The sequence below is a fragment of the Stenotrophomonas sp. GD03654 genome (genome assembly GCF_029845105.1).
In the GTDB taxonomy this organism is placed as follows: domain Bacteria; phylum Pseudomonadota; class Gammaproteobacteria; order Xanthomonadales; family Xanthomonadaceae; genus Stenotrophomonas; species Stenotrophomonas africana.
On the sequence record NZ_JAOCLC010000001.1, the window covers coordinates 1 to 22,643 of the forward strand.

At 66.7% G+C, this 22,643-nt stretch carries 25 protein-coding genes and 1 tRNA gene; 8 read left to right on the forward strand and 18 right to left on the reverse strand.

Annotation, left to right across the window (positions count from 1 at the left end; translation table 11 throughout):
- The 6 genes from thrC to N5J73_RS00030 form a co-directional block, all read right to left on the reverse strand.
- Nucleotides 1-1,259, reverse strand: a 1,259-nt coding sequence (gene thrC, locus N5J73_RS00005) for a threonine synthase (RefSeq protein WP_279940467.1), incomplete at its 3' end; no start/stop codon positions are given.
- A gap of 29 nt (nucleotides 1,260-1,288) precedes the next feature.
- Entirely contained in the window at nucleotides 1,289-2,203 is a 915-nt protein-coding gene (locus N5J73_RS00010) for a homoserine kinase (RefSeq protein WP_049449124.1), read from the reverse strand.
- Nucleotides 2,200-4,704, reverse strand: a complete 2,505-nt coding sequence (gene thrA, locus N5J73_RS00015; RefSeq protein WP_049449126.1) for a bifunctional aspartate kinase/homoserine dehydrogenase I — start codon at nucleotides 4,702-4,704, stop codon at nucleotides 2,200-2,202. The genes N5J73_RS00010 and thrA overlap by 4 nt, the downstream gene beginning before the upstream one ends.
- An 84-nt stretch (nucleotides 4,705-4,788) precedes the next feature.
- Entirely contained in the window at nucleotides 4,789-4,923 is a 135-nt protein-coding gene (locus N5J73_RS00020; protein ID WP_005413160.1) for a hypothetical protein, read from the reverse strand.
- A gap of 138 nt (nucleotides 4,924-5,061) precedes the next feature.
- The gene (locus tag N5J73_RS00025; protein WP_049449128.1) at nucleotides 5,062-6,012 is read right to left on the reverse strand and encodes a DMT family transporter; all 951 of its coding nucleotides are present in this window, start codon (nucleotides 6,010-6,012) and stop codon (nucleotides 5,062-5,064) included.
- A 167-nt stretch (nucleotides 6,013-6,179) separates the two neighbouring features.
- The gene (locus tag N5J73_RS00030) at nucleotides 6,180-6,875 is read right to left on the reverse strand and encodes an AraC family transcriptional regulator (RefSeq protein WP_049449130.1); all 696 of its coding nucleotides are present in this window, start codon (nucleotides 6,873-6,875) and stop codon (nucleotides 6,180-6,182) included.
- An 81-nt stretch (nucleotides 6,876-6,956) separates the two neighbouring features.
- Here N5J73_RS00030 and N5J73_RS00035 point away from each other — a divergent pair, with 81 nt between their 5' ends.
- A complete protein-coding gene (locus N5J73_RS00035) occupies nucleotides 6,957-7,736 on the forward strand; it encodes a DUF6491 family protein (protein ID WP_049449132.1) in 780 nt (259 codons plus the stop codon).
- Here the strand turns inward: N5J73_RS00035 and N5J73_RS00040 are convergent.
- From N5J73_RS00040 to N5J73_RS00050, 3 genes are all read right to left on the reverse strand, one after another.
- Nucleotides 7,733-8,782, reverse strand: a complete 1,050-nt coding sequence (locus tag N5J73_RS00040) for a linear amide C-N hydrolase (protein ID WP_049449134.1) — start codon at nucleotides 8,780-8,782, stop codon at nucleotides 7,733-7,735. The genes N5J73_RS00035 and N5J73_RS00040 overlap by 4 nt on opposite strands.
- 67 nt (nucleotides 8,783-8,849) lie before the next feature.
- Nucleotides 8,850-9,263, reverse strand: a complete 414-nt coding sequence (locus N5J73_RS00045; RefSeq protein WP_049449136.1) for a DUF6691 family protein — start codon at nucleotides 9,261-9,263, stop codon at nucleotides 8,850-8,852.
- On the reverse strand, nucleotides 9,260-9,697 hold the full coding sequence (locus tag N5J73_RS00050) for a YeeE/YedE family protein (RefSeq protein WP_049449137.1): 438 nt from the start codon (nucleotides 9,695-9,697) through the stop codon (nucleotides 9,260-9,262). Before N5J73_RS00050 ends, N5J73_RS00045 begins: the two co-directional genes overlap by 4 nt.
- Nucleotides 9,698-9,783: 86 nt before the next feature.
- Here N5J73_RS00050 and N5J73_RS00055 point away from each other — a divergent pair, with 86 nt between their 5' ends.
- The gene (locus N5J73_RS00055) at nucleotides 9,784-10,104 is read left to right on the forward strand and encodes a metalloregulator ArsR/SmtB family transcription factor (RefSeq protein WP_049449139.1); all 321 of its coding nucleotides are present in this window, start codon (nucleotides 9,784-9,786) and stop codon (nucleotides 10,102-10,104) included.
- Between the two features lie 3 nt (nucleotides 10,105-10,107).
- Here N5J73_RS00055 and N5J73_RS00060 read toward each other — a convergent pair whose 3' ends face one another.
- The 5 genes from N5J73_RS00060 to N5J73_RS00080 all read right to left on the reverse strand — a co-directional run bounded on the left by N5J73_RS00060 (nucleotide 10,108) and on the right by N5J73_RS00080 (nucleotide 16,247).
- Nucleotides 10,108-10,536: a BLUF domain-containing protein gene (locus N5J73_RS00060; protein WP_049449141.1), complete on the reverse strand. Its 429-nt coding sequence runs from the start codon at nucleotides 10,534-10,536 to the stop codon at nucleotides 10,108-10,110.
- A gap of 83 nt (nucleotides 10,537-10,619) precedes the next feature.
- Nucleotides 10,620-11,753, reverse strand: a complete 1,134-nt coding sequence (locus N5J73_RS00065; protein ID WP_049449143.1) for a hybrid sensor histidine kinase/response regulator — start codon at nucleotides 11,751-11,753, stop codon at nucleotides 10,620-10,622.
- On the reverse strand, nucleotides 11,750-12,325 hold the full coding sequence (locus N5J73_RS00070; protein ID WP_049449145.1) for a chemotaxis protein CheB: 576 nt from the start codon (nucleotides 12,323-12,325) through the stop codon (nucleotides 11,750-11,752). Before N5J73_RS00070 ends, N5J73_RS00065 begins: the two co-directional genes overlap by 4 nt.
- Nucleotides 12,325-13,149 carry a CheR family methyltransferase gene (locus tag N5J73_RS00075; RefSeq protein WP_010482611.1) on the reverse strand — a complete coding sequence of 275 codons (825 nt, stop codon included), beginning with the start codon at nucleotides 13,147-13,149 and terminating at the stop codon, nucleotides 12,325-12,327. The genes N5J73_RS00070 and N5J73_RS00075 overlap by 1 nt, the downstream gene beginning before the upstream one ends.
- Complete coding sequence (locus N5J73_RS00080) at nucleotides 13,146-16,247, reverse strand: response regulator (protein ID WP_049449146.1); 3,102 nt, start codon at nucleotides 16,245-16,247, stop codon at nucleotides 13,146-13,148. Before N5J73_RS00080 ends, N5J73_RS00075 begins: the two co-directional genes overlap by 4 nt.
- Nucleotides 16,248-16,425: 178 nt before the next feature.
- On the opposite strand from N5J73_RS00080, the gene N5J73_RS00085 reads away from it, so the two are divergent.
- The gene (locus N5J73_RS00085) at nucleotides 16,426-17,562 is read left to right on the forward strand and encodes a PAS domain-containing sensor histidine kinase (protein WP_049449147.1); all 1,137 of its coding nucleotides are present in this window, start codon (nucleotides 16,426-16,428) and stop codon (nucleotides 17,560-17,562) included.
- Nucleotides 17,552-17,911 carry a response regulator gene (locus N5J73_RS00090; RefSeq protein ID WP_049449148.1) on the forward strand — a complete coding sequence of 120 codons (360 nt, stop codon included), beginning with the start codon at nucleotides 17,552-17,554 and terminating at the stop codon, nucleotides 17,909-17,911. Before N5J73_RS00085 ends, N5J73_RS00090 begins: the two co-directional genes overlap by 11 nt.
- Before the next feature lie 32 nt (nucleotides 17,912-17,943).
- Here the strand turns inward: N5J73_RS00090 and N5J73_RS00095 are convergent, their stop codons facing one another.
- On the reverse strand, nucleotides 17,944-18,510 hold the full coding sequence (locus N5J73_RS00095; RefSeq protein WP_049449149.1) for a transcriptional regulator: 567 nt from the start codon (nucleotides 18,508-18,510) through the stop codon (nucleotides 17,944-17,946).
- 170 nt (nucleotides 18,511-18,680) lie between these two features.
- Here N5J73_RS00095 and N5J73_RS00100 point away from each other — a divergent pair, with 170 nt between their 5' ends.
- Complete coding sequence (locus N5J73_RS00100; protein ID WP_049449151.1) at nucleotides 18,681-19,511, forward strand: universal stress protein; 831 nt, start codon at nucleotides 18,681-18,683, stop codon at nucleotides 19,509-19,511.
- On the opposite strand, the gene N5J73_RS00105 is transcribed toward N5J73_RS00100, so the two are convergent.
- Complete coding sequence (locus N5J73_RS00105; RefSeq protein WP_049449152.1) at nucleotides 19,459-20,352, reverse strand: helix-turn-helix domain-containing protein; 894 nt, start codon at nucleotides 20,350-20,352, stop codon at nucleotides 19,459-19,461. The genes N5J73_RS00100 and N5J73_RS00105 overlap by 53 nt on opposite strands.
- Before the next feature lie 146 nt (nucleotides 20,353-20,498).
- On the opposite strand from N5J73_RS00105, the gene N5J73_RS00110 reads away from it, so the two are divergent.
- Nucleotides 20,499-21,056 carry a GNAT family N-acetyltransferase gene (locus N5J73_RS00110; RefSeq protein WP_049449154.1) on the forward strand — a complete coding sequence of 186 codons (558 nt, stop codon included), beginning with the start codon at nucleotides 20,499-20,501 and terminating at the stop codon, nucleotides 21,054-21,056.
- Nucleotides 21,057-21,063: 7 nt separating this feature from the next.
- Here the strand turns inward: N5J73_RS00110 and N5J73_RS00115 are convergent, their stop codons facing one another.
- Entirely contained in the window at nucleotides 21,064-21,528 is a 465-nt protein-coding gene (locus N5J73_RS00115; RefSeq protein WP_049449156.1) for a GNAT family N-acetyltransferase, read from the reverse strand.
- On the opposite strand from N5J73_RS00115, the gene N5J73_RS00120 reads away from it, so the two are divergent.
- On the forward strand, nucleotides 21,527-21,775 hold the full coding sequence (locus tag N5J73_RS00120) for a hypothetical protein (protein ID WP_049449158.1): 249 nt from the start codon (nucleotides 21,527-21,529) through the stop codon (nucleotides 21,773-21,775). The two genes, N5J73_RS00115 and N5J73_RS00120, sit on opposite strands and share 2 nt — an antisense overlap.
- Nucleotides 21,776-21,809: 34 nt before the next feature.
- On the opposite strand, the gene N5J73_RS00125 is transcribed toward N5J73_RS00120, so the two are convergent.
- A tRNA-Arg gene (locus tag N5J73_RS00125) sits at nucleotides 21,810-21,886 on the reverse strand.
- A 109-nt stretch (nucleotides 21,887-21,995) separates the two neighbouring features.
- On the opposite strand from N5J73_RS00125, the gene N5J73_RS00130 reads away from it, so the two are divergent.
- Nucleotides 21,996-22,586 carry a phosphatase PAP2 family protein gene (locus N5J73_RS00130; protein ID WP_010484750.1) on the forward strand — a complete coding sequence of 197 codons (591 nt, stop codon included), beginning with the start codon at nucleotides 21,996-21,998 and terminating at the stop codon, nucleotides 22,584-22,586.
- Nucleotides 22,587-22,643: the final 57 nt, after the last annotated feature.

Here is a 22,643-nt window from a genome sequence, read left to right on the forward strand (position 1 = left end):
GCGTAATCCGCGGCCAACGGTTCCGCGTACGCGGGCCGCTGCAGCAACGCATCCAGCGCCGGCGGCACGGCCACTGATTCGCCAATCAGCGGCTCCACCACTGCCTCGAACTTGGCCGGATGTGCGGTAGCCACCACCGCCCAGTCGCCCCTGGCTCCGCGCGCGCGCAGGTCCTGCAGCACCTTCACCGCCGTCGCCGTGTGCGGACAGAACAATTCACCACTGCTGGCGTGCGCCGCCGCAATCGTCGCGCGGATTGTCACGTCGTCCACCGCGAACGCGCGGAAGGCAGCGCGCAGCTCGGCGTCATCTCCTTGGTAAAGCCAGCGCAGGCGCTCGAAGTTGCTGGGCGCCCCTACGTCCATTGCGTTTGCAACGGTGGCCACGCTGGCCTGCGGCTGGTAGTCGCCACCATTGAAGTACGCCGGCAGCACCGCATTGGCATTGGTGGCCAGCACGATCTGCCCGATCGGCACGCCCAGCGCGCGCGCCAGCACGGCCGCCATCGCATTGCCAAGGTTGCCGGTCGGCACCACCAGGTTGAGCCGGCGACGGTGCGTCGCGTAATGGGACAACGCCGCATGCGCGTAATAACTCATCTGCGGCAGCAGGCGGCCGAGGCTGATGCTGTTGGCCGAACTCAACGGCACCTGCGCCTGCAGTTCGCGGTCGGCCAGCGCCTGCTTGACCATCGCCTGGCAGTCGTCGAAGGCACCGGCCACGCGTAGCGCCTGGATGTTGTCGCCGAAGCAACCGAGCTGGTGCGCCTGCCGCGGCGACACGCGGCCGTCCGGATACAGCACCACCACGCGCACGCCGGGCTGGCGATGGAAGGCCGCAGCAACGGCGGCGCCGGTATCGCCAGACGTGGCGACAACAATCGTCAGATCGCGGTCCTTGCCGGCCTGCAGCCGCGACAGTGTTCCGGCCAAGAAGCGCGCACCGATATCCTTGAACGCCGCCGTCGGCCCATGGAACAGCTCCAGCACATGGTCACCGTCGCCCAGTGGCCGCAGCGGCACCGGAAAGTCGAACGCCTCACGACAGATCGATGGCAGGGCTGCCTCCAAAGCATCACCGGCGAAGAACGGTGCCAGTAGATCCGCGGCCGTATCGGCCAACGTCGCACCGGCCCGCAGCTCACTGGCCGCGGGTAGCAACTCCGGTACATACAGTCCGCCGTCGGGCGCCAATCCTGCAGCGATCGCCGCACTGAGGCCAACAGCCGGGGACTGGCCACGGGTCGAAACAAATTGCATGGGTTGAGTATCCAGTAGAGGGGAAGGATTCAGCACAAGCGGGCTCCCGGTGCATCCAGCGGCGACACCCAGGCATCGCTGTCGAAACCGGCAGCGGCGAATGCCGCCTGCACCGGTGCGGCAGCGGCGCGGGCCTGGTCGGCATCCTCGAACCAGGCGAACACGCTCGGACCGGCACCGGAGATGCCTGCCCCCATTGCCTGTGCCGACAGCGCTGCATCGCGTGCTGCCTCGAAGCCCGCAATCAGTCCGGCCCGCCGTGGTTCCACCAGCACATCGCGTAGTCCAGCCCGCACCAGCGCCGCATCACTACGATGGCAACCACTGAGTACCAGCGCGAGGTTCGCACTCTGTGCCACGAATTCACCCAGCGCGTAGCTGCCCTGCAGCACCTGGCGTGCGCGGCGTGTTTCCAGCACCGCATGCGGATGCACCAGCAGGCTGTGCCAGGTTGCCGGCACCGGAATCGGCAGCAGGCGGTCGGCCGTGCACAGTGCAAGACCGCCCAGCAGCAGCGGCCCCACGTTGTCGCCGTGACGGCCACCGCTGGCCACAGCCTCGCCATCGAGCGCAAACGGGTACAGCGCTTCGCGCGACAGCGGCGTATCCAGCAGTGCGTTGGCGGCAACCAGCGCAGCGACGCACGACGCTGCCGAACCGCCCATGCCGGAACCGAACGGAATGCCCTTGTCGATCTCCACCGCGAAACCGAAGTCCAGGGCCAGCCCTGCGCGCAGCGACATCAATGCAGCACCCGCGGTGTTTCCAGCCGCATCCAGTGGCAGCTCGACGACGCTGCCGCGAATCGCTTCGATGCGCACCACCGGCTCATCGATGCGGCGCACGATCACGGTATCGCCAACACCGGCGATGGCATGACCAAGAATATCGAAGCCCACCGCCACGTTGGCCACCGAGGCGGGCGCGAACGCACGTGCGATCACAGGCGCGCTCCTTCGCCGGCAGCCACCCGCAGCAGGTCCGCGAACACGCCAGCCGCCGTGACTTCCGGGCCAGCCCCCGGCCCCTGCACCACCAGCGGGTTGTCGCAGTAACGGCGGGTGCGGAACTGCACCACGTTGTCGGTCAGCCGCAGGTTGGCGAAGGCGTGGTCGGCAGGCAGCTCCTGCAGGCCCACCGAGGCGCCGTCGGCACCCAGCTGTGCCACATAGCGCAGCACCGCACCACGGGCCCGCGCGTCCTGCAGGCGCTGCAGCAGGCTGGCATCGGACTCGCCCAGCCGCGCCATGAAGTCATCCACGCTGCCCTCGCGCAGCGGCGCCGGCACCAGGCTTTCCACCTGTACCTGTTCCAGGCTGAGCGCGTGGCCGGCCTCGCGGGCCAGGATCACCAGCTTGCGCGCCACGTCCACGCCCGAAAGATCATCGCGCGGGTCCGGCTCGGTGTAGCCCATCGACCGCGCCTGCGCGACCAGCTGCGAGAACGGCTGGCTGCCATCGAAGCGATTGAACAGCCAGGCCAGCGTGCCGGAGAAGATGCCTTCAATCGCCAGCACTTCATCACCGGTATCGACCAGATCACGCAGCGTGGTGATCACCGGCAGGCCTGCGCCCACCGTGGCCTCGTAGCGGAAACGCGCGCCACTGGCCGCCGCGGCGGCGCGGATGCGCTGATAGCGCGGCAGCGGCCCGGCGCCGGCCTGTTTGTTCGGGGTGACCACGTGGATGCCGGCCGCCAACCAGCCCTCGTAGCGCTCGGCCACATCGGCACTACCACTGCAGTCAATCACCACCGCATGCGGCAGGTGCGCGGCCAGCAGGTGTTCGGTGAAGCGATCCAGATCGCTGGACTCGCCCGCGTCCTGCAATGCCTCCCGCCAGTCGGCGTGCAGACCATCCACTTCCAGGCGCATGCGCGAACGCGAGGCCAGCGCGCGCAGGCGCAGATCCACATTGGCCTTGGCCAGCAGCTGCGGACGGGCCGCCAGCAGCTGGTCCAGCAGCGCGGCACCGACATTGCCCGGCCCGATCACACCGACCGCAAACGTCTGCGGCGACAGCCAGAAGCCTGCATGCGCCGCGCGCAGCGCACGGGTGGCATCGGCACTGTCCACCGCCACCGAGATGTTGCGTTCGGACGAACCCTGCGCGATCGCCAGGATGTTCACCTGCGCACGCCCCAGTGCCTCGAACAGGCGTGCGGCCACACCGGGCTGCCCGGCCATGCCGTCACCCACCGCCGCCAGGACGCTGACGCCCTCACCGACCTGGACGCGCTGCACTTGGCCCACCGACAACTCATGCGCGAACGCGTGCAGCAATGCCTCACGGCCGCGCGCTGCTTCGGCGGCGCGCACCACGCAGCAGATCGAATGTTCCGACGAACCCTGCGAGATCATCACCACCGACACCTGCGCCAGGCGCAGGGCGGCAAACACGCGCTCGGCGGTACCGGGAACGCCGATCAGGCCGGTGCCTTCCAGGTTCAGCAGAGCCAGACCGGGGCTCAGGGTCAGGCCCTTCACCGGCCCGCGCGGCGAGCGCTCGGCACTGATGCGCGTGCCCGGATGCGCCGGCTGGAAGGTATTGCGGATGAAGATCGGCAGGCCAAGGCGGATAGCCGGCGACATCGTCTGCGGGTGCACCACCTTGGCACCGAAGTAGGCCAGTTCGCAGGCCTCGTCGTAGCTCAGCGACTCCAGCTGCACCGCCTCAGGCACAAGCCGCGGATCGGCCGACAGCACGCCGTCGACGTCGGTCCAGATGTGCAGTTCATCGGCGTTGAACAGCGCGGCGAAGATCGCACCGGAGTAATCGCTGCCGTTGCGGCCGAGCGTGGTGATACGGTCATCGCGATCACGCGCGACGAATCCGGTGGCAACCAGGCGCGATTGCGGGTGCTGCAGGCGCCACTTGGCCAGGCGATCGGCACTGGCTTCCCAGTCGACATCCACGCCCAGTTCGCCATGCCCGACCACCAGCACATCGCGTGCGTCGAGCACCGCGCAGTCTTCGCCCAATGCACGCAGGTGGGTGCCAAGCAGCTGCGCGGAGAACACTTCGCCAAGCCCCTGCACGCGGTCCAGCACCTCGCGCGGCAGTTCACCGATCACCGCCAGCGCCGCCAGCACTTCGGCCAGCTGCTCGAAACGGGCGTCGATCCATTCCACGGTCTCGCCCACCTGCTCGCCCAACAGCGCCACGGCAGCGCCACGATGGCGCGCGCGCAGTGCATGCCAGGCCTCGCGCCAACTTTCGTCGCCCCTGGCCGCCAGCTGCGCCAGTTCAATCAGTGCGTCGGTGACGCCCTTCATCGCCGAGACGACAGTGACCTGCAGCGTTTCGGGACGGGCCCGCAGCAGGCGGGCAACATGGCGATATCGTTCGGCATCGGCCACCGAGGTGCCGCCGAACTTGTGCACGACAGTGGACGGCGCAGCCAGGTCGGCCGGGGCAACGGGATGAGCGGGGGCGTGGGAAGACATGCAGACCTCGGTAAGAGGCCCCGTCGCATGCAGGTGTCGAGTTTCCCCGCCACCTGTATGGTGCGGGGCCGTGGTTTTCGGGAGTTACACGAAGACGACGGGCCGCACCAGGGCAGTGGTGACGGTGGTGGTGGTAATGGTGGTGGTGGCGACCGGCGCAGTCGAACGGCCCGCGGTGGCGGGGGCGATCAGGCTGGCGTGGGCGGCATCAAGGACCATGACGCACAGAAAACACTGTGCGCCGGCCCGCTGTCAAGTGCTGCAATGCAAAAAATCATTGCCGCGATCATCGCCCAACGTGCCAGCATTTGGTTGCATCTGAGACCAAGCCGACATCAGCACGCTTGACGAGCGCATTCAGCCAGCATGTTCGGCGATCGCGCGCGGCGTGCGGTGCGCGTGCGCGCACATCATCACGCCGGCCACCAGGAACACGATCGCCAATGCTTCCAGCAGCGAAGGCCAGCGCTGTTGCCAGGCGAAGGCATACGCCAGCGCGAACAGCGTCTCGAACACGATCATCTGGCCCGTCAGGGTCAGCGGCAGGAGGCGGCTGGCGCGGTTCCAGAACGCAGTGCCAAGGATCGAGGCCACCACCGCCACGCCTGCACTGATCGCCCAGAAGCCCCCCCACTGTGCCGTCGTGTGGCTGCTGATGTGGCCGAAGAAGGCCATCGGCACCAGCAGCAGGGCCAGGCCGCCGGTGGTGACGCCGGTCAGCAGCGACCAGTCATAGCCGGACAGATCCGGCCGGCGCGCCAGCCAGCGGCTGTTGCCGATCGAGTACAGCGCCCACGAGAACAGCGCGCCGAATGCACACAGCAGGCCGATCAGGCGCTGCCGCCACGGGGTCGCCAGGTGCTCGGACATCAGCGCTTCCCAGCCAACCAGTGCCACGCCCAGCACGCACAGCCCAAGTGCCGGCAACAGCTGCTTCAGTGGTACAGCGCCCTGCTCGCGCACGCCAACCAGAGTGACCACCACCGGAATCAGGCCGACAATCAAGGACGCCGCCGCGCCACCGGCCCACTGCACCGCCGTCGCCAGCAGCAGGAAGTACACCAGATTCCCGGCCAGGCTCAACCACAGCAGGCCGATCCATTCGGCGCGGCCCAGCCGCGGGGCCAGCCGCTTCCAGCGCGGCAGCAGCAGGGCTACGGCGATCAGGCCGTAGACCAGATAGCGACCTGCTGACAGTTGCAGGGCATTGAACGACTGCAGCACGGCGGGCGCGAGGAAAACCACGCCCCACAGCGCGCCGGCGGCAACGCCATTGGCGATGCCCAGAGCCATCGGGTTGTTGCGCATTCGGGTTCTTCGGGGGGGAGAGAACGGGCCGCGCAGTGTAAGCGCTGGCCGACAGGCACTCTTGACCGAGGCTACTGCCCTGTCATCTCTGTAGAGCCGAGCCATGCTCGACTGCGATTGGCCACTGTGCAGACAAGGACAGCCGAGCGTGGGCTCGGCTCTACAAGTCAGCCGCCGCCCCTGCGCCACGCGGCCGGGGTCTGGCCACACTCGCGGCGCAGCGCGCGGGTCAGTGCGCTCTGCTCGGAATAGCCTGCGGCCAGCGCGATATCGCTGATCGGCGCCGTGCTGGTTCGCAGCTGATGCTTGGCCCAGCGTAACCGGCACGCGCTCAGCCAGGCCTGCGGGCTTAGCCCAAAATCACGCTGGAACAGCGCGTGCAACCGGCTCTCGCTGACCCCGACGAATCCGGCCATGCGCGCCACCGGCCACGCCTGGCCCGGATCTTTCTGCACCGCCGCGCACAGTCCCTGCATGCGCGCGCCACTGCCGGCCGGTGCAAACAGCTGCAGCAGCTGCGGCAACAGGGCCGGCACCGGCTGCCCAGCCTGCACCTCGGCCAGGCAGCGGCGCAGCCCCAGCGGCAGATGCAGCCAGCGCTGACGGCACAGATACTCCTGCGTGCCGTCATCAAGCACGCCCGGAGGACAGTCAACGATCACGAAACCATTGGGACCATCCGCCATCTGGTCATGCGCTTCGCCAGCGGCAACAAAAGCCCCCTGCAGCAGGTCCAGCCGACCACCGCGCCCTTCCATCTCGAACTGCAGCTCGCCCTGCAGCGGCAGCACCCATTGCGCATAGTCATGCCGGTCCAGGCCAGTGGCCTGTCCGTAGTGCCGCAGGTGGAAGATGGCGCCCATCCGGGCAGTGTGCGCGTGTAACAACGGCCGTGCAAACCGCTGCTATAGTCGATCCGTCATCCAACGCAGGGAGTGCAGGACATGACCCATCAGCACGTACTCGCGGTATTGGCCGCCAGCCTCGGCCTGGCGCTTGCTGTTCCGGCCCTGTCACAGGAACGCACCCCGCCCGCCCCGCACTGCATGGACGCGGTCGGCGTGCAGGAAGTGGAACAGGCCTCGCCGCGCTCGATCGCGCTGCGCGCGGCCTCCGGCCAGGCCTACCGCATCGACTTCAGCGAGGATTGCCCCGGTGTCCGCACTGCCACCACGCTGAAGCTGGAAGCACCCGCCGGCTGGGCCTGCGGTCGTCCCAGCGAGCGCGTGGTGGTCGATGGCCGCAGCTGCGCCGTCAGTGCGGTCACCCCGGTGCAGAACCGGGACTTCGCCGGCGTGGCCCGCGACAGTGACCGCCTGCGCACAGCCACCCTGCCCGCCGTGACCATCCGCGAACGCAAGGATATCCGCCGCGGCTTCGGCGGCTCGCCGTCGTACTGCTTCGCCACCCGCAACGTCCGCGCGTGGTCGTCCGACGCGCAGGGCATGCTGGTGGAGACCAATCCGCGCCGCAATGGTGGCCACCGCTACTACCGTGTCGAGCTCGGCAGCCACTGTCGCCAGCTTGATCGTGCGCCGCAGCTCAGCTTCCGCTCCGGCATGCAGAACGGCCTGATCTGTGGCAATGCCGGTGACCGCATCCTCACCGCCGATTTCGAGAACGGTGACCTGCGCAGCGATGGGCTGGCCCCGCTGCCGCAATACACGCGCGGCGCCTGCACGATCCAGGCGGTCTACCCGGCCTCCAGCCAGGCGTCGAATTAACCGTCGACGCCGAGGAAGGCAAAGGGTGCGCTGGGCACGAAGTGACCCAGCGCATCACCGGCAAAGGTGTTTCGCTGGTCCTTTCCAAGGTCGAGCTTGAGTACCTGCCCGCCGAAATCAACCTTGTTCAGGTCGACCCAGAAGGTGTTCGGGGTCAATGCCGATTCGAAGAAGTACAGCCGCCGCTTGTGGTCGGCCACGGTGCGCCAACGCGTGGATGAGATGTTCGGCTCACCTGGCGTGGTGATGCCGTACGGCACCGACGCGTTGCGGATCACGCTGAACACGCTGGCCAAGGCCTCCACCGGATCCTCGGCCTTGGGAATGGCGTTGATGTAGAACGACGCGCGCGCGAAGCGGTCGGACGAGCGGTTGGTACCCGGCAGCATCACCGTGCCACCGATCTGCTGCCAGTAGCTGTTGAGTGCCAGCTGCTGCTCGAAGATCGGCGAATTGGTCATCACCTGGTAGCGGCGGTCGTGATGGATCACCTGGCGGCCGCCGATGTATTCGACAATGGCGCTGTCGCCGGTCGCGTCGGACAGCGACAGATGCAGCGTTGCCTGCCGATCTTCGCCGGGCACCTTGTCGGTGACGATCGAGTATGGCTCACGCTTCAGCGCCGCCACCGCCTCGTCCACGGTCGCGAAATTATCCAGCACATACTGCGCCCACAGCGAGATCGCAAGGCCCGGCTTGTTGCCACGCTGCTGCGGATACTCCGATTCGACCAGCCACAGCAGGTTGGCCACTAGGCCCTTTTCGTTCATGCCATCGGTGGTAGACACGTCGTATCCGGTCGCCACCACGCTGCCATAGCGCGCGGTCCAGGCCAGCGACTTCGGACCGGCCTGGCCGGTGCGTGCAATACCACGCGGCAGCACGTAGAGGTTGGTCGCTACATCGACCTTCCAGTCCATCGAGCGCGCGGTGATCACATCACCGTTGTCGCCCAGGTACACCGCACGCGTGCAGGCCAGCGCCGGTGCTGCTGCGACCAGTGCAGCCGCAAGCAGTGCCATTTCCTTCCACTTCATCCGTGCCATGTCATTACGCTCCTTTCCCCGTGGTCCATGGATATGACCCCATGCGGGGTGACACAGCGGTGAAACCTCAGCGAAGCACGCGATCGTGGAGCCAGAAACCCGCAAGCATCGCCGGCACGAACCACAGCGCCTCGCGCGATCCCACCGCCAGCCCGGCGATGGCAGGGCCCGGACAATAGCCTGCCCATCCCCAGCCGATGCCGAACAACGCCGCGCCCAGCACCAGGCGCGGATCGATACCGCGCGCAGCTGGCAACTGGAAGCGCGTTGCGCACAACGGACGGGCGCGCCGCAGCACCCAGCGCTGGCCAACCGCGCTGACCAGCAGCGCAGCGGCCAGCACCCAGGCCAAAGTGGGGTCAAAATCGCCGGCGATGTCGAGGAAACCAAGGATGCGGCGAGGATCGGTCATGCCGGCCGACGCCAGGCCTGCGCCAAACAGTGCTCCTGCCGAGCCGGCAGCCACCGACACGCGGCTCATTCCAAGCCTCCACCGTGGCGGATCAGGAACGTGGTCAGCATCGCGCAGGCCATGAACACCAGCACCGCCAGCAGCGACCGCCTTGAGCCGCGGGCCAACCCGCAGACGCCGTGTCCACTGGTGCAACCATTACCCAACCGCGTACCGAAGCCGACCAGCAGGCCGGCGCCGACCAACTGCCACGCAGGCAAGGCGTCACGCAGCAGGACGCCGGGCGCTTGCCCTGGCGCGGCCTGCCACCACAGCACCAGCCCTGCAGCGGCAAGCAGGCCGAGCAGGAAGGCCCAGCGCCAACCACGCTCAGCCGGCGCGGCACGCACGCTGCCAGCGGCAATGCCACTGATGCCGGCCACCCGCCCGGTTGTGGCCAGCAACAGCACCGCCGCCGCACCGATCAACACGCCCCCCGCCACCGCGGCCCACGGCAGGGTCATGACCTGCCTCCGCCCGACGCGTTCATTCGTTTGCCTTTTGATTTAGTTTTTTCTAAATTAGCTTCTTCTAAATCAAAAGGCCAGCCATGGTCAGCACCGAGCTCGACAGCGCCGCGATGGCCGAGCATGCCGCCCAGGCCGCAGCGCTGCTCAAAAGCCTGGCCCATCCTGCGCGGCTGCGCGTGTTGTGCCGCCTTGTCGAAGGTGAGGCGCCGGTAGCGAAATTGCAGGAGTTGACCGCCCTGAGTGCATCGGCGCTTTCGCAGCATCTGGCGGTGCTGCGGGCGATGGAGATCGTTGCGACCCGGCGCGAAGCACAGGCGATCCACTACCGCGTGATTGAAGGCCCCGCACTGGGCGTGCTGCAGGCACTGCATGCCGCCTACTGCGGCCGCAGACCGCGTTGATGCTCAGCCAGCGTGCAGGAGTGGCTGCACGACGTTGTCGAGCAGATCCACCGGCGTCGGCGCTGACAGGTCCCCGTCCAACGCGCGGGTAAAACCCGACCAGTCGCTGGATGAGAGCTGGCGCAACAGCGCCTCTTCCACCGGCAACGCGCGCATCGACCAGTACGGAAACTGACGCTGACCGAGGCGGCCGCGTGCAAGCTCGATGATGTCGACATGACTGCCAGCCTGCAGGATGCGCTCGTAGACCGAGTCGATCCCGTCCGGCGGCCCCTCGATGTACTGCAGGAAACGTTCGCCGTCACACAGCAGCACGCCGGTCACGCCCGCCATCTTGTTGAAGCGGGCTGCATCTTCGACCAGCACCCGCAACCGTTCAGCGGAAAGATCCGGCAGCGCCTGGCTGACGTAGGCGATGGCGCGCAGTGGCATGGTGCTTCCTTGACAAGATGTACACCCACGGTAGCAGTTGCGGACGAGTCCGTCTCAGCACCCGCGGGCGTTTCCTGAAGAATTCAGGTTGCTGCTGCAGGCAGCCCCTCGACGCGCCTCGGCAGCAGGGCTTCGAAGACCACCTGCCCGGCCTCGTTGCGCGCGGCGATACGCCCCCCATGCGCGCGCACGAACTGATCGACGATGTACAGACCCAGCCCCAGGCCCTTGCTCTGGTGGAAGCTGGCCTTGAACGGCTCGAACAACCGCGGCAGCAGCGCGTCGTCGATCCGGCCGGCGTTGCTCACCCGCAGCAGCACGCTGCGGGGGTCGCGTCCGTCCACCTCCACCCTCGCCTCGCTGCCATGGGTAAGCGCGTTGCCGACCAGGTTGGCGGCAACCTGGCCGAGACGGTCCAGATCGCCCTGCAGCCGCGTATCACCATGCATGTCCAGGTGGATCCGGTCCGCCCCATGCGCGCTGCCCGCTTCGGCTACTACCGCGCGCGTCACGTCGGCCAGATCGCAGGCACTTGCCTCCAGCCTCAGGCCACCGCTGCGGATCCGCGAGAAATCGAGCAGCTGTTCAACCATCCGCGCCATCCGCAGGGTGCTGGCTTCCAGGTACTGAAGGGTCTGCTGCGCGCCTGCGTTGTCTTCCGGAAGCTCCAGCGCCAGCTTGTCGGTGCACAGCAGGATCGCCGACAGCGGCGTGCGCAGATCGTGGGTCAGCACCGCGGCCATTGTTTCGTTGAGTTTGAGCGCGCGTTCGAGCGCCTCGTTGCGCGCCTTCAGCAACTGCCGCTGCTGGTAAAGCTCGATGAAGACGTTGACCTTGCTCAGGATCACCTGCGGCGCCACCGGCTTGTGCAGGAAATCCACTGCACCGGTCTCGTAGCCTTTGAAGGCGCGCAGCGGATCGTCAGGCGAGGCGGTCAGGAAGATGATCGGCACGTCGCGGCTGCGATGGGAACCGCGCATCAGTTCGGCCAGGGTGAAACCATCGATCTCCGGCATGTGCACGTCAAGCAGGGCCAATGCCACCTCGTGCTCGAGCAGCAGCTCAAGCGCCTGAGCGCCGGAGCCGGCCAGCAGCAGGTTGACCCCTTCGCGCTGCAGCAGGGCCTGCATGGCTACCAGGTTCTGCGGCACGTCATCGACGATCAGCAGGTTGACCGGGGTCTGCGGCTGCGCAGGGTCCGGTGGCAACAGGTTCATGCAAACAACTCCTTCAGGCGGCGACACATCAGTTCAAGGGGCAGCACGGCATCGGCGCCGGCATGCTGCAGAGCGGAAGCCGGCATCATCGACGCCTCGGCCTCCTCGGGACATTGCAGCCAGGCACGGCCACCGGCGGCGCGCACCGCAGCCACGCCTTCACTGCCATCGCTGCTGGCACCGGTCAGCAGCAGGGCCAATACCTGCCCGCCGAACACTGCAGCAGCGGAGTCGAACAGTGGATCGATGGCCGGACGGGAAAACAGCACCGGCGCATCCACCGACAACGCCACCGATCCCTCGTCCTCCACCAGCAGGTGGTAATCCGGCGGCGCGAACGTCACCGTGCCCGGCTGCAACGGCTGCTTGTCTTCGGCTTCGCGCACCGGCAACGCGCAGTACGGCGCCAGCACCTCGGCGATGCGGCTGGCACGGTCACGCGGCAGGTGCAGCACGGCCAGTACCGGTACGGGCAGCGTACCCGGCAGTGCACCAAGTACCGCCTGCAAGGCGGCCACGCCACCGGCGGACGCGCCGATCACCAGCACGGCTGGACGCGCCGGCAACGCCATCAGGCCACCTTCCGGTACAGGCGATGCTCGCGCGAACAGACATCGAAGGCGTCATGGTGGCACCCGAACTGCAGCGACTCCTTGCTGCCCAGGCCAAGGAAGCCACGGTGCACCAGCGCTTCGCGGAACAGGCCGACGGCGCGGTCCTGCAGATCGCGGTTGAAATAGATCAGCACGTTGCGGCACGACACCAGGTGCACTTCGGAGAACACGGTATCGGTAGCCAGGCTGTGGTCGGCGAACACCACGTTGCGACGCAGCTGGCGGTCGAACACCGCACCATCGTAGGCGGTGGCGTAGTAGTCGGACAGCGACGCCGTGCCGCCGGCGGCCAGGTAGTTGCGGCTGAACTGGGCCATCCGGTCGATGCCATAGGCGCCCGCCTCGGCGGTGGCCAGCGCCGCCGGATTGATGTCGGTGGCATAGACGATGCTGCGATCAAGCAGGCCCTCTTCGTGCAGCAGGATCGCCAGCGACCACACTTCCTCACCGGTGCTGCAACCGGCCACCCACAACTTCACCGAGGGATAGGTACGCAGTACCGGCACCACCTGCTCACGCAGCTCACGGAAGTACGCGGGGTCACGGAACATCTCCGAGACCTGCACGGTGAAGAACTGCATGGCCTGGGCGAACAGTTCCGGCTCGTGCAGCAGCCGGTACTGCAGGTCGACCAGCCGTTCGCACTCGTAGCGCTGCATCGCCTGGCGCATGCGCCGGCGCAGCGATGACACCGCATAGCTGCGGAAATCGTAGTGGTAACGCTGGTACAGCGCCTCCAGCAGGACCTTCAGTTCCAGGTCGAACAGGGCCTGTTCGTTCATTGCCGCGAGCACCAGACCCGGCACAGCGAGACCAGCTTGTCGACGTCGATGGGCTTGGCGATGTAGTCGTTGGCACCGGCCTGCAGGCAGCGCTCACGATCATCGGGCATCGCCTTGGCAGTCAACGCGATGATCGGCAGGTCCTGCAGGTGACGCTGCGCGCGGATCTCGCGCATCGCGGCCAAGCCATCCTTCTCCGGCATCATGATGTCCATCAGCACGAGGTCGACCTCGCGCTCGGCCAGGCGGTCCACTGCCTCCTGTCCATTGCGCGCGATCTCCAGCGTCACGCCCAGCGGCTCGAGCACGCTGGACAGCGCGAAGATGTTGCGCACGTCGTCCTCGGCCAGCAGCACGGTGCGTCCATCGAGCACGGTGTCGCGCCGGCGCGCCTCGCGCAGCAGGCGCTGCTGGTCGGTCGGCAGGCTGGCCTCCACGCTGTGCAGGAACAGGGTCACCTCATCCAGCAGGCGCTCGGGCGAACGCGCGCCCTTGATGATGATGCTCTTGGAATAGCGGCGCAGGCGCTGTTCTTCCTCACGGCCGAGCGCGCGACCGGTATAGACGATCACCGGCGGGAAGCCCACATCATCGTTGCCGGCCATGTGTTCGAGCAGGTCGTAGCCGCTGCCGTCAGGGAGCGACAGGTCCATCACCATGCAGTCAAAGGTCACCGTGCTGAGCTGCTCCAGCGCGCCGGCAAGGGTTCCCACGGCGACGATCTGCAGCTGATCACGGCCCAGCAGCAATTCCAGGTTGTGGCGCAGTTCGCTGTCGTCCTCGACAATCAGCAGGCGCCGCACGTCGCGCTGGCTGGTCTGTTCCAGCTGCTCGATGGCGGACACCAGGCGCTCGCGCGTGGTCGGCTTGATCGCGAAACCGATCGCGCCAAGCTCACGCGCCACCTGGCTGCGGTCCATCGCCGAGACCACGTGCACCGGGATATGCCGGGTATCGGGGTTGCGCTTCAGGCGCTCCAGTACGCTCAGGCCGGACACGTCCGGCAGGCCGATATCGAGCAGGATGCCGTTCGGGCGCAGTTCGCTGGCCAGGGTCAGCGCCTCTTCGGCGGTCCCGGCCACCACGCAGTCAAAGTCCAGTTCATGGGCCAGGGCCACCAGTGCTTCGGCGAACGTGGCGTCGTCCTCAACGGCCAGGATCAAGCGGCCAGCGCGTTGGCGACGACCGCGGTCATCGGCCACGCTGGGCACCGTCGTGGTCGGCGCCACCGCGGCCGCTGCAGGTACCGGCATCGCCGGCACAGCGGCCGTGGCGGGCGCCGCCACGGGCGCCGCAGAGATGTCAGTGGCGTTCGATGCGGGCGCACCCTGCAACGGCAGTTCCAGGATGAAGCAGCTGCCGCGGCCCGGTTCACTGTCGACCTGGATGCTGCCGCCCATGCGCTCGGCCAGATCGCGCGAGATCGACAGCCCCAGGCCGGTGCCACCGTAGCGGCGGCGGGTGCTGCCATCGGCCTGGCGGAACGCCTCGAAGATGACCTGCAGCTGCTCGCGGGCAATGCCGATACCGCTGTCGCAGACCTCGAACCGGATGCGGCCCTGGCCGCCCGCACGCACGTGCAGGCTGACCTTTCCATGCTCGGTGAACTTCACCGCATTGGCCAGCAGGTTCTTCAGGATCTGCTGCAGGCGCTGGCTGTCGACCACCAGCTGGCTCGGCGCCAGCGCATCGGCCTCGATCTGCAGGGCCAGGCCCTTCTGCCGCGCCATCGGCTCGAAGGTCTCGCGCAGGCGCTGCAGCACGCTGTCCGTCACCACCACTTCATCGGCCAGCTCGACGTGGCCAGCCTCGATGCGCGACAGGTCCAGGATGTCATTGATCAGCGCCAGCAGGTCGTTGTTGGACGACAGGATCGCGCGCGCATACTTCACCTGTTCTTCGGTGAGCGTGCCGTCCTTGTTGTCGGCCAGCAGCTTGGCCAGGATCAGCGAGCTGTTCAGCGGCGTACGCAGTTCATGCGACATGTTGGCCAGGAACTCGGACTTGTAGCGCGAGGTTGCGGCCAGTTCGTTGCTGTTGCGCACCAGCTGGCTCTGCGCGACCAGCAGCGCCTGCTTCTGCGCCTCCAGCTCGTGGGTGCGCTCTTCCAGCTGGACGTTGCTCTGTTCCAGCTCGGCCTGCTGTTCTTCCAGATGGCTCTGCGACTGCAGCAGGCTGCGGCTCTGCTCTTCCAGTTCCTCATTGGCCACGCGCAGCTCTTCCTGCTGGGCCTGCAGCTCCTCGCCCTGGCGCTGGGATTCCTCCAGCAGCACCACCAACTGTGCGCGCAGCAGTGATGCGCGCAGCGCCATGCCGATGGTCTCTGCACAGCGCTCCAGCAGCTCGACATCGAGTCGATCCTGTTCGCCGGCGCGGGTGCGTCCCAGTTCAACGATGCCCACGACCGCACCATCGCTGCTGATCGGCGCCAGGATGCGCTCGCGCACCGGCAAGCGCCCCAGGCTGGTCTGCAGCTCAAGCACCGTATCGTGGCCGCCGTGCAGGTGACGGATGCGTTCATCCCGCGCCACCTGCCCGGCCACGCCTTCCTGCAATGCCAGCGACGCCGGCATGCCGGACGGCAACGCCAGGCCGCCGGTCAGCTGCAGTCGCCCGCCTTCCAGGCGGTAGACGGCGGCGACGTCTGCCTGCAGCTGGGCACCCAGGCTGGTTGCCGCCGCTTCGGCAATCTGCTCGGGACCCAGGTCACCGCGCAGGCTCGTGGCCACCGCGTTCTCCGCTTCCTGCAGCCACAGCGCCCGCATTGCTTCGCGACGTGCCTGGATGGCACGGGAGACGATCAGCGCAATCATCAGGAATGCGACGCCACCGATGCTGCGGTTGACGAACGAGAACGCCGAGTTGGAGCTGGCCGGCGCGACGTTGTAGCCAATGATCAGCAGGACGCAGGCAAGGACGGCCACGATGAACGGCGCCCGCGCACTGCGCTGGAACACGGTCACGCCCACGGCCAGGAAGTACGCCAGCCATACCGCATAGCCGAGCGGCACCACCAGCTCCAACGCGATGGTCGCGGCCAGCAGCACGGCGGAGGTCATCCAGATCCAGCGGTCACGCGTAGTCGCACCAGGACGCATGCAGGTCGGTTCCAGAACACAGAGGGTGGGTGATGGTACTCCGTGTCGTATTCAGCCGCACAGGACAAATGGCACGTGTCGCGCCTCCACGTTCCCTTCACACTTGAATGCCTAGTTTCACGTGCCTCTCAGGGGTAACACTTATTTTTACGTGGACGCTGCCGCCTCTACGACGTCCGTGCTGACGGACCCTTCCCGCCAACTGCGACTGCTGATCGACAGCGTGCGCGACCATGCGCTGTACCTGCTTGATCCTGATGGCATCGTCTGCAGCTGGAACCCCGGCGCGGAGCGCATCAAGGGCTATTCAGCCGATGAAGTGGTAGGCACCTACTTTGGTCGCTTTTACCTGGCCGCCGATCGCGAGGCCGGGGAACCACAACGCCTGCTCCGCCATGCAGCGCAGCATGGCCACGTTGCCAGTGAAGGCTGGCGGGTTCGGCGCGATGGCTCGTCCTTCCGTGCCAGTGTGGTGATCGAGCCGGTGGTTGAAGCGGGCGAGCTGCTCGGCTTCGTCAAGATCACCCGCGACATCACCGAGCAGTGGCAGGCACAGCGCCTGCTGCGTGATGCCCAGCGAGCACTGCGAAATACCCAGCAGTTCGAGACCGTCGGCCGTCTCAGCCGCGGCCTGTCGCACGAGTTCAACAACCTGCTGACCACCATCGGCAACGCACTGGACCTGCTGTCGCTGCGCGTGAACGGTGACGATGCGCGCGCCGCCGAACTGCTTGATGCGGCGCAGACCGCAACTGATCGCGGTGCGCTGCTGACCCGCCAGCTGCTGGCCTTCAGCACCGGCCAGACCCTGATCCGCGAGCCTCTGGACCTCAACGCGCTGATACAGCAATGGCTGCCAGGCCTGCAACGCGCCTGCCCGCCCACGGTGGTGCTGGATGCCCAGCTGGCGCCCGGCCTGCCGGCGATCAACACCGATGCGCTGCAGCTGCAGACGGCGCTGGCCAATCTGGTCGCCAATGCTGCCGACGCTACCCTCGAAGGCGGCCGCATCCTGATCGGCACCGCGCTGGAGCATCGCCTAGACCCGGATGCAGACTCCACGCTGCAACGTGGCTATGTCACCCTCAGCGTCTGCGATGAGGGCCACGGGATGGCGGCCGACATCGCAGAACGGGCGACCGAGCCGTTCTTCACCACCAAGGACATCGGCAAAGGCAGCGGCCTCGGCCTGAGCCAGGTGTTCGGATTCACTACCCAGAGCGGCGGCTTCGTCGACGTGTCCACCACGCCCGGTGTCGGCACCACGGTCAGCCTGCTGCTCCCCGCAATGGAGGACCCTGCCGATGACCGATGACCCGATCCGCGTATTGATGGTGGAAGACCAGACCGATCTGCGTGAAATGATCGGCCTGGCCCTGCGCGACCTCGGCATCGACGTGGCCACGACCGCCGATGGCCACGAGGCAGCGGAACTGCTCAAGGGCGAAGCCCGCTTCGACGTGGTGTTCAGCGACGTCAGCATGCCCAACGGCATGTCCGGCATCGAGCTGAGCGAGCATGTGGCGCGCGAACAGCCGCAGGCACGGATGATCCTGTCGTCCGGCTACGCCCGCTCGCAGCTGCCGCCGCTACCCGAGCAGGTCGAGTTCCTGCCCAAGCCTTATCGCCTGCGCCAGCTGGTGCAGCTGCTGAAGCAGGCGTAAGCCACGGCGCCCCGGCCAGGCGCGCCCTACGGTCAACCTTTCATCGCCCCCCGCTGGAACGAAGCCAGCAGCGTAGAGGCTGCCGCCGCCGGCGCCAGCCGACCACGTGCGAGTGACCAGGTAATGCCGTAGAAACAGGTCCAGTAGAAATCGGCCAGCCACACCGCACTGAACTCGACGTTGAACACGCCGGCCTTCTGGCCGCGCAGGAAAAAGGCCTCGAAACGCTCGCCGATCGGTGCCCAGCGTTCTGGCAGCAGATGCAGGTCACCCTGCCGCTGCTGCTCTTCCATCATCCGCGCGAACACCAGGGTCACCAGCTCCCAATCGGCGAGCAGCGTGGTGGTGACCTGCTCCAGCACATGCTGTGCATCCGCGCCATCGTCGAACCAACTGGCCGCTGCCTCCAAGCGCTCGAAGCCTGCGGCGAACAACGCCTCGTCGATCGCCTCGCGGGTCGGCGCGAACCGGTACAGGGTGGCGCGACTGATGCCGGCCCCCCGCGCCAGCTCACTGAGCGTGCAGCGCGGATGACTGACCAGGGTTGCCGCCAGGGCGTGGTGCAGGTCGCGGCGTGGGCGGGCGGTGGCGGGTCGCATGAAAGGGTCGGAAACCGGGGGTACGAACACGCTAGCATGAATCATCAATTAATAAACTGAATCAAAATTGATTCACCCGAATCAAAGATGCGCTACAACGGAGCTGCGTCCGGTGCACCCGGGTCGGTGCATGGCAGGGAACGCGTCACAGGCATCGAAGGAGAAAGGCCATGCTGCATCCACTGCGCGATATCGCTGTGCTGTTCGATGCCAGCGACACCGGACAACGCGTACTGAACATTGCCTCCCACCTGGCACAGGCACAGCAGGCACATCTGGTCGCAGTGTCCACTGCCCAGCATCCCACCGACATCGCCAACGGCTTCGCGCGTGGCGCCGGCATCGCCGCAGCGCTCGATCATGAAGCGCGCGCCGACGCGGCCTGTACCGCACAGTTGATGCAGAACCTGCGCGCACTGTCCGAACCACTGCAGATCAGCACCGAGCTACGCATCGTTTCGGATTATCTGGGCGGAGCCGACCTGGCCCTGCAATCGCTGTACTGCGACCTGATCATCGCCGGCTATCCGCGCACGCCCGGTGCCCCTTCTGGCTGGCACCCGCTGGGAACGCTGCGCCAGACCGGCGTGCCGATGCTGCTGGTACCGCCGCACTGGCAAGGCGATCAGGTCGGCCATCGCATCGTGGTGGCCTGGAACGCCAGCAAACAGGCGCGTCGCGCGGTGGCCGATGCGTTGCCATTGCTCGCGCGTGCACAGGCAGTGCACCTGCTGATGGTCGACACGCCCAAGGCCGAGGCCACACCCGGCGCAGAGATGGCCCAGCATCTGGCGCGGCACGGCGTTGAAGTGGAAATACAGGCGATCAACTCGAGCCAGGGCGGCATCGCCGCGACCATCCGCCAACACGTGCTGGACGCCGAAGCCGATCTGCTGGTTCTGGGCCCCTACAGCCGCAGCCGGGTGGTGGAGCGCGTGCTTGGCGGGGTCACCGAGGACCTGCTTGCCGAAGTGCCGGCGCCGCTGTTCGTATCGCACTAGTCCCACCCTGCCCCGCTCGGCGGTAGCCGGTCAGCGATTGACCGGTATGCCGCCGGAAATACCTGCACAGGTACGACGCATCCTCGAAACACAGGCGATCGGCAATGCGTCCGATCGGCAACTCGCTGTACGTGAGCAGCGCCTTGATCTCCAGCACCACCTGGCGGTCGATCAACGCCTTCGGCGTTTCATCGAAGCATTCGCGGGTGAGCTGCGAGAGATAGAACGGGGTAATGCACAGCGCCTCGGCGTAGGACTGCACGTCGCGCTGGCGCGTGCTGCGCTGGCCCACCAGCTCCCAGAAGTTCCAGGCCAGGCGCTCGCGTCGGCTGACCTGCGCGGGTACCCTCTTCTGCTTCGGCAGCAACGTGGCCATCTTCAGGAAGAAGCTCTGCAGCAGATTGCGCAGCATCACATGGCGGTGCCGTCCACCGTTGTGCTGCGCGTCCATCATCAGCTGCAGCCACCCCTGCAGCAACGGCACATCCAGCGGTGATGGCCTGCAGTGCGGCTGCTCGTGCAGGAACTGGAACAGCGCATTGGGCAACACATAGGCCACCTCCGATGCCAGCGCCTTGGGCATCAGGCAGACCATCGCCAGGAAGCCGCGTGAGCGTTGCCGCAGCAGTGCCAGCGTGTCCTCTGCCAACACCAGCACATCATGACGCTGCACCGCTACCTCGCGGAAGTTCAGCGCAAAGCGGGCGCGCCCCGAGACGCATACCAGTGCCGCCAGATAGGCGTGACCGAACGACAACGGGACGCCCTGCCCTTCGGCCAGCGTGCTGACCTCCATGCGCATGGATTCGTCCTGATCCAGAAGCTGGGGTACGCGGTCCATGGGCCGTTCCGGCTGGATTCCGGGCCCCAGCATACCCGGGCCTGACGGCGAGTTGTGAAAAGTACCGGAATCATCAAGGTCCCGCTCTGGGTGGGCCGGGCTTGGCGACCTAGCCTCTGCACTCTCCTTTTCCCATTGGAATCGACATGCAGCTGCACACCGAACGCTTGATCCTGCGCCCCTGGCGCGACACCGATGCCGCCGATCTGTACGAGTACGCCCTCGACCCGCGCGTGGGTCCGATCGCCGGTTGGCCGGTACACACCAGTGTCGAGGAAAGTACCGAAATCATCCGCACCGTCTTCAACCGGCCGGAGGTCTACGCACTGCAGAACCGCGAAGACGGCCGCGCCATCGGCTGTGTCGGGATCCTGATCGGCGCCGACAGCAACTTCGAGATCAGCGACCGCGAAGGCGAGATCGCCTACTGGATCGGCGTACCGTACTGGGGCCGCGGTTTGGTACCCGAAGCGGTGCGCGAAGTGATGCGGCATGCATTCATGCAGCTGGAGCTGGAAGCGCTGTGGTGCGGCTACTTCGCTGACAACCTGCAATCACTCACCGCGCAGAGCAAATGCGGTTTCCAGCATCACCATACCGAAGTGAACAAGTTCAACAGCTTCCTTGGCGATTACCGTACCGAGCACATCAGCCGCATCACCCGGGAGCAATGGTGTGCCCTGCAGGCCGCCACACCGGCTTGAACGGGATTCAGCCCGACCTGCGCTGCATGAACAGAAGTTCCGGCGTTGAGGACGCTTCAACCTGCTGGAAACCGAGATCGCGGTACAGGGCCACGGCGGCCGTGTTGTCACGATAGACGCGCAGGGTGAGCCGCTGGATACCGTCTTCGCGCAGCGCCTGTGCACTCAAGGCCTGCATGAGCAGCCGGCCAAGGCCGCGCCCGCGCGCCAGTGGGGAAACAATGATGCGGCCCAGGTGCGCGGTGCCGGCGTCGGTCATCCAGTACTGGCCAAAGCCTACACAAAGGTCCTGCTCGTCCAGCAGCGCCCAGCCCGGCCGCGACTCGAGTTCGAGCACCTGCGCGAACCGTTCCGGCGGCAAGGGAAACGGCACGCCTGGGCCCGCCCAGCGCTGGGTGGTTTCGGCGGATTCGGACCAGCGGGCGACGGCGGCGTAGTGGGAAGGCTGGACGGGGCGAAGGTTCGGTTGCATGACACTCATGGTGCGCCATTTGCACTGGGCAGACACGCTGCACGAGAAGGGTGCCATGGCCCTGTGGGCACGACTGGCGCCGGTGTGGTCTTTGTATGACCGGCTTGATGGGATTCGCGTCATGGCCTGCGCGGCGGCCCTGCTGGGGCTGTGCGGCCAGAACTGCCTGCCGCTGCCGTTGCAGGGGCTGCGGGGCGGTGAGCGCGAGGAGGTGGCAGCGGTGCTGGGGGGGCTGGGGTTGTTGTAGAAGCCCGGCGAGCGGTTGCCGTGCAGGTGGCGGGTGGTGACCCCGGCCCGATTCGAACGGGCGACCTTCCCCTTAGGAGGGGGACGCTCTATCCAGCTGAGCTACGGGGCCATTGGCAGCGGGAAAGGATACCGCGTCTGGCTGAATGGACCAAGCGGGCGTCGTTCTGCGCAGCCCACAAAGTGGATATGCTGCCCCGCCGCGACCCGTTGTGAACTGGATGTCCGACGTCTGGCGAACCCTCTCCGCCCTCGGCGACAGCCGCTGGCTGCTGCCGATGGCCCTGGTGCTGCTGATCACCCTGCCCCGCGCAGACGCACGCCTGAAATGGCGATGGCTGCTGGCCATCGCCGTCACCGCCGGCGTCACGCTTGCTTCGAAGCTGGCCTTCATGGGCTGGGGGATTGGCATCAAGAGCGTGCACTTCACCGGCTTCTCCGGGCACGCCGCGATGTCCAGCGTCATCTATCCGGTCGTTGGCGCGCTGCTGGCGGGGACCAGCAAGCTCCCCCGGAGAATCGGCCTGGTCATCGGCGTGCTGCTGGCCACCGCCATTGCCTGGTCACGAATCCCGTTGCATGCGCATAGCCTTTCGGAGGTCATTGCCGGGCTGATGCTTGGACTGGGCTGCAGCACGTGGGCAATGCACACCGCGGGCCCCTCGTCTCGTCCTAACGCAGTGGCAGCCGCTGCTGCCGTACTCGCGGGAATGGTCCTGCCCCTCGCCTTGCCCGATGTCCACACGCACCAACTCGTCATCGCGCTGGCAAAGCTCATCTCTGGCAGGGCCGAGATCTTCCAGCATTTCTGAGAACCGCCAACGCGACTGCACAATTTCTTCACGTTCCTTGACAGAGCAAATGAATAG

What these genes read in the sequence shown, in the direction of transcription:
- thrA (WP_049449126.1), bottom strand. Translation starts at nt 4,704, where the DNA reads ATGTCTTCCCACGCCCCCGCTCATCCCGTTGCCCCGGCCGACCTGGCT.
- N5J73_RS00020 (WP_005413160.1), bottom strand. Translation starts at nt 4,923, where the DNA reads ATGGTCCTTGATGCCGCCCACGCCAGCCTGATCGCCCCCGCCACCGCG.
- N5J73_RS00025 (WP_049449128.1), bottom strand. Translation starts at nt 6,012, where the DNA reads ATGCGCAACAACCCGATGGCTCTGGGCATCGCCAATGGCGTTGCCGCC.
- N5J73_RS00030 (WP_049449130.1), bottom strand. Translation starts at nt 6,875, where the DNA reads ATGGGCGCCATCTTCCACCTGCGGCACTACGGACAGGCCACTGGCCTG.
- N5J73_RS00035 (WP_049449132.1), top strand. Translation starts at nt 6,957, where the DNA reads ATGACCCATCAGCACGTACTCGCGGTATTGGCCGCCAGCCTCGGCCTG.
- N5J73_RS00040 (WP_049449134.1), bottom strand. Translation starts at nt 8,782, where the DNA reads ATGGCACGGATGAAGTGGAAGGAAATGGCACTGCTTGCGGCTGCACTG.
- N5J73_RS00045 (WP_049449136.1), bottom strand. Translation starts at nt 9,263, where the DNA reads ATGAGCCGCGTGTCGGTGGCTGCCGGCTCGGCAGGAGCACTGTTTGGC.
- N5J73_RS00050 (WP_049449137.1), bottom strand. Translation starts at nt 9,697, where the DNA reads ATGACCCTGCCGTGGGCCGCGGTGGCGGGGGGCGTGTTGATCGGTGCG.
- N5J73_RS00055 (WP_049449139.1), top strand. Translation starts at nt 9,784, where the DNA reads ATGGTCAGCACCGAGCTCGACAGCGCCGCGATGGCCGAGCATGCCGCC.
- N5J73_RS00060 (WP_049449141.1), bottom strand. Translation starts at nt 10,536, where the DNA reads ATGCCACTGCGCGCCATCGCCTACGTCAGCCAGGCGCTGCCGGATCTT.
- N5J73_RS00065 (WP_049449143.1), bottom strand. Translation starts at nt 11,753, where the DNA reads ATGAACCTGTTGCCACCGGACCCTGCGCAGCCGCAGACCCCGGTCAAC.
- N5J73_RS00070 (WP_049449145.1), bottom strand. Translation starts at nt 12,325, where the DNA reads ATGGCGTTGCCGGCGCGTCCAGCCGTGCTGGTGATCGGCGCGTCCGCC.
- N5J73_RS00075 (WP_010482611.1), bottom strand. Translation starts at nt 13,149, where the DNA reads ATGAACGAACAGGCCCTGTTCGACCTGGAACTGAAGGTCCTGCTGGAG.
- N5J73_RS00080 (WP_049449146.1), bottom strand. Translation starts at nt 16,247, where the DNA reads ATGCGTCCTGGTGCGACTACGCGTGACCGCTGGATCTGGATGACCTCC.
- N5J73_RS00090 (WP_049449148.1), top strand. Translation starts at nt 17,552, where the DNA reads ATGACCGATGACCCGATCCGCGTATTGATGGTGGAAGACCAGACCGAT.
- N5J73_RS00095 (WP_049449149.1), bottom strand. Translation starts at nt 18,510, where the DNA reads ATGCGACCCGCCACCGCCCGCCCACGCCGCGACCTGCACCACGCCCTG.
- N5J73_RS00100 (WP_049449151.1), top strand. Translation starts at nt 18,681, where the DNA reads ATGCTGCATCCACTGCGCGATATCGCTGTGCTGTTCGATGCCAGCGAC.
- N5J73_RS00105 (WP_049449152.1), bottom strand. Translation starts at nt 20,352, where the DNA reads ATGGACCGCGTACCCCAGCTTCTGGATCAGGACGAATCCATGCGCATG.
- N5J73_RS00110 (WP_049449154.1), top strand. Translation starts at nt 20,499, where the DNA reads ATGCAGCTGCACACCGAACGCTTGATCCTGCGCCCCTGGCGCGACACC.
- N5J73_RS00120 (WP_049449158.1), top strand. Translation starts at nt 21,527, where the DNA reads ATGACACTCATGGTGCGCCATTTGCACTGGGCAGACACGCTGCACGAG.
- N5J73_RS00115 (WP_049449156.1), bottom strand. Translation starts at nt 21,528, where the DNA reads ATGCAACCGAACCTTCGCCCCGTCCAGCCTTCCCACTACGCCGCCGTC.
- N5J73_RS00130 (WP_010484750.1), top strand. Translation starts at nt 21,996, where the DNA reads ATGTCCGACGTCTGGCGAACCCTCTCCGCCCTCGGCGACAGCCGCTGG.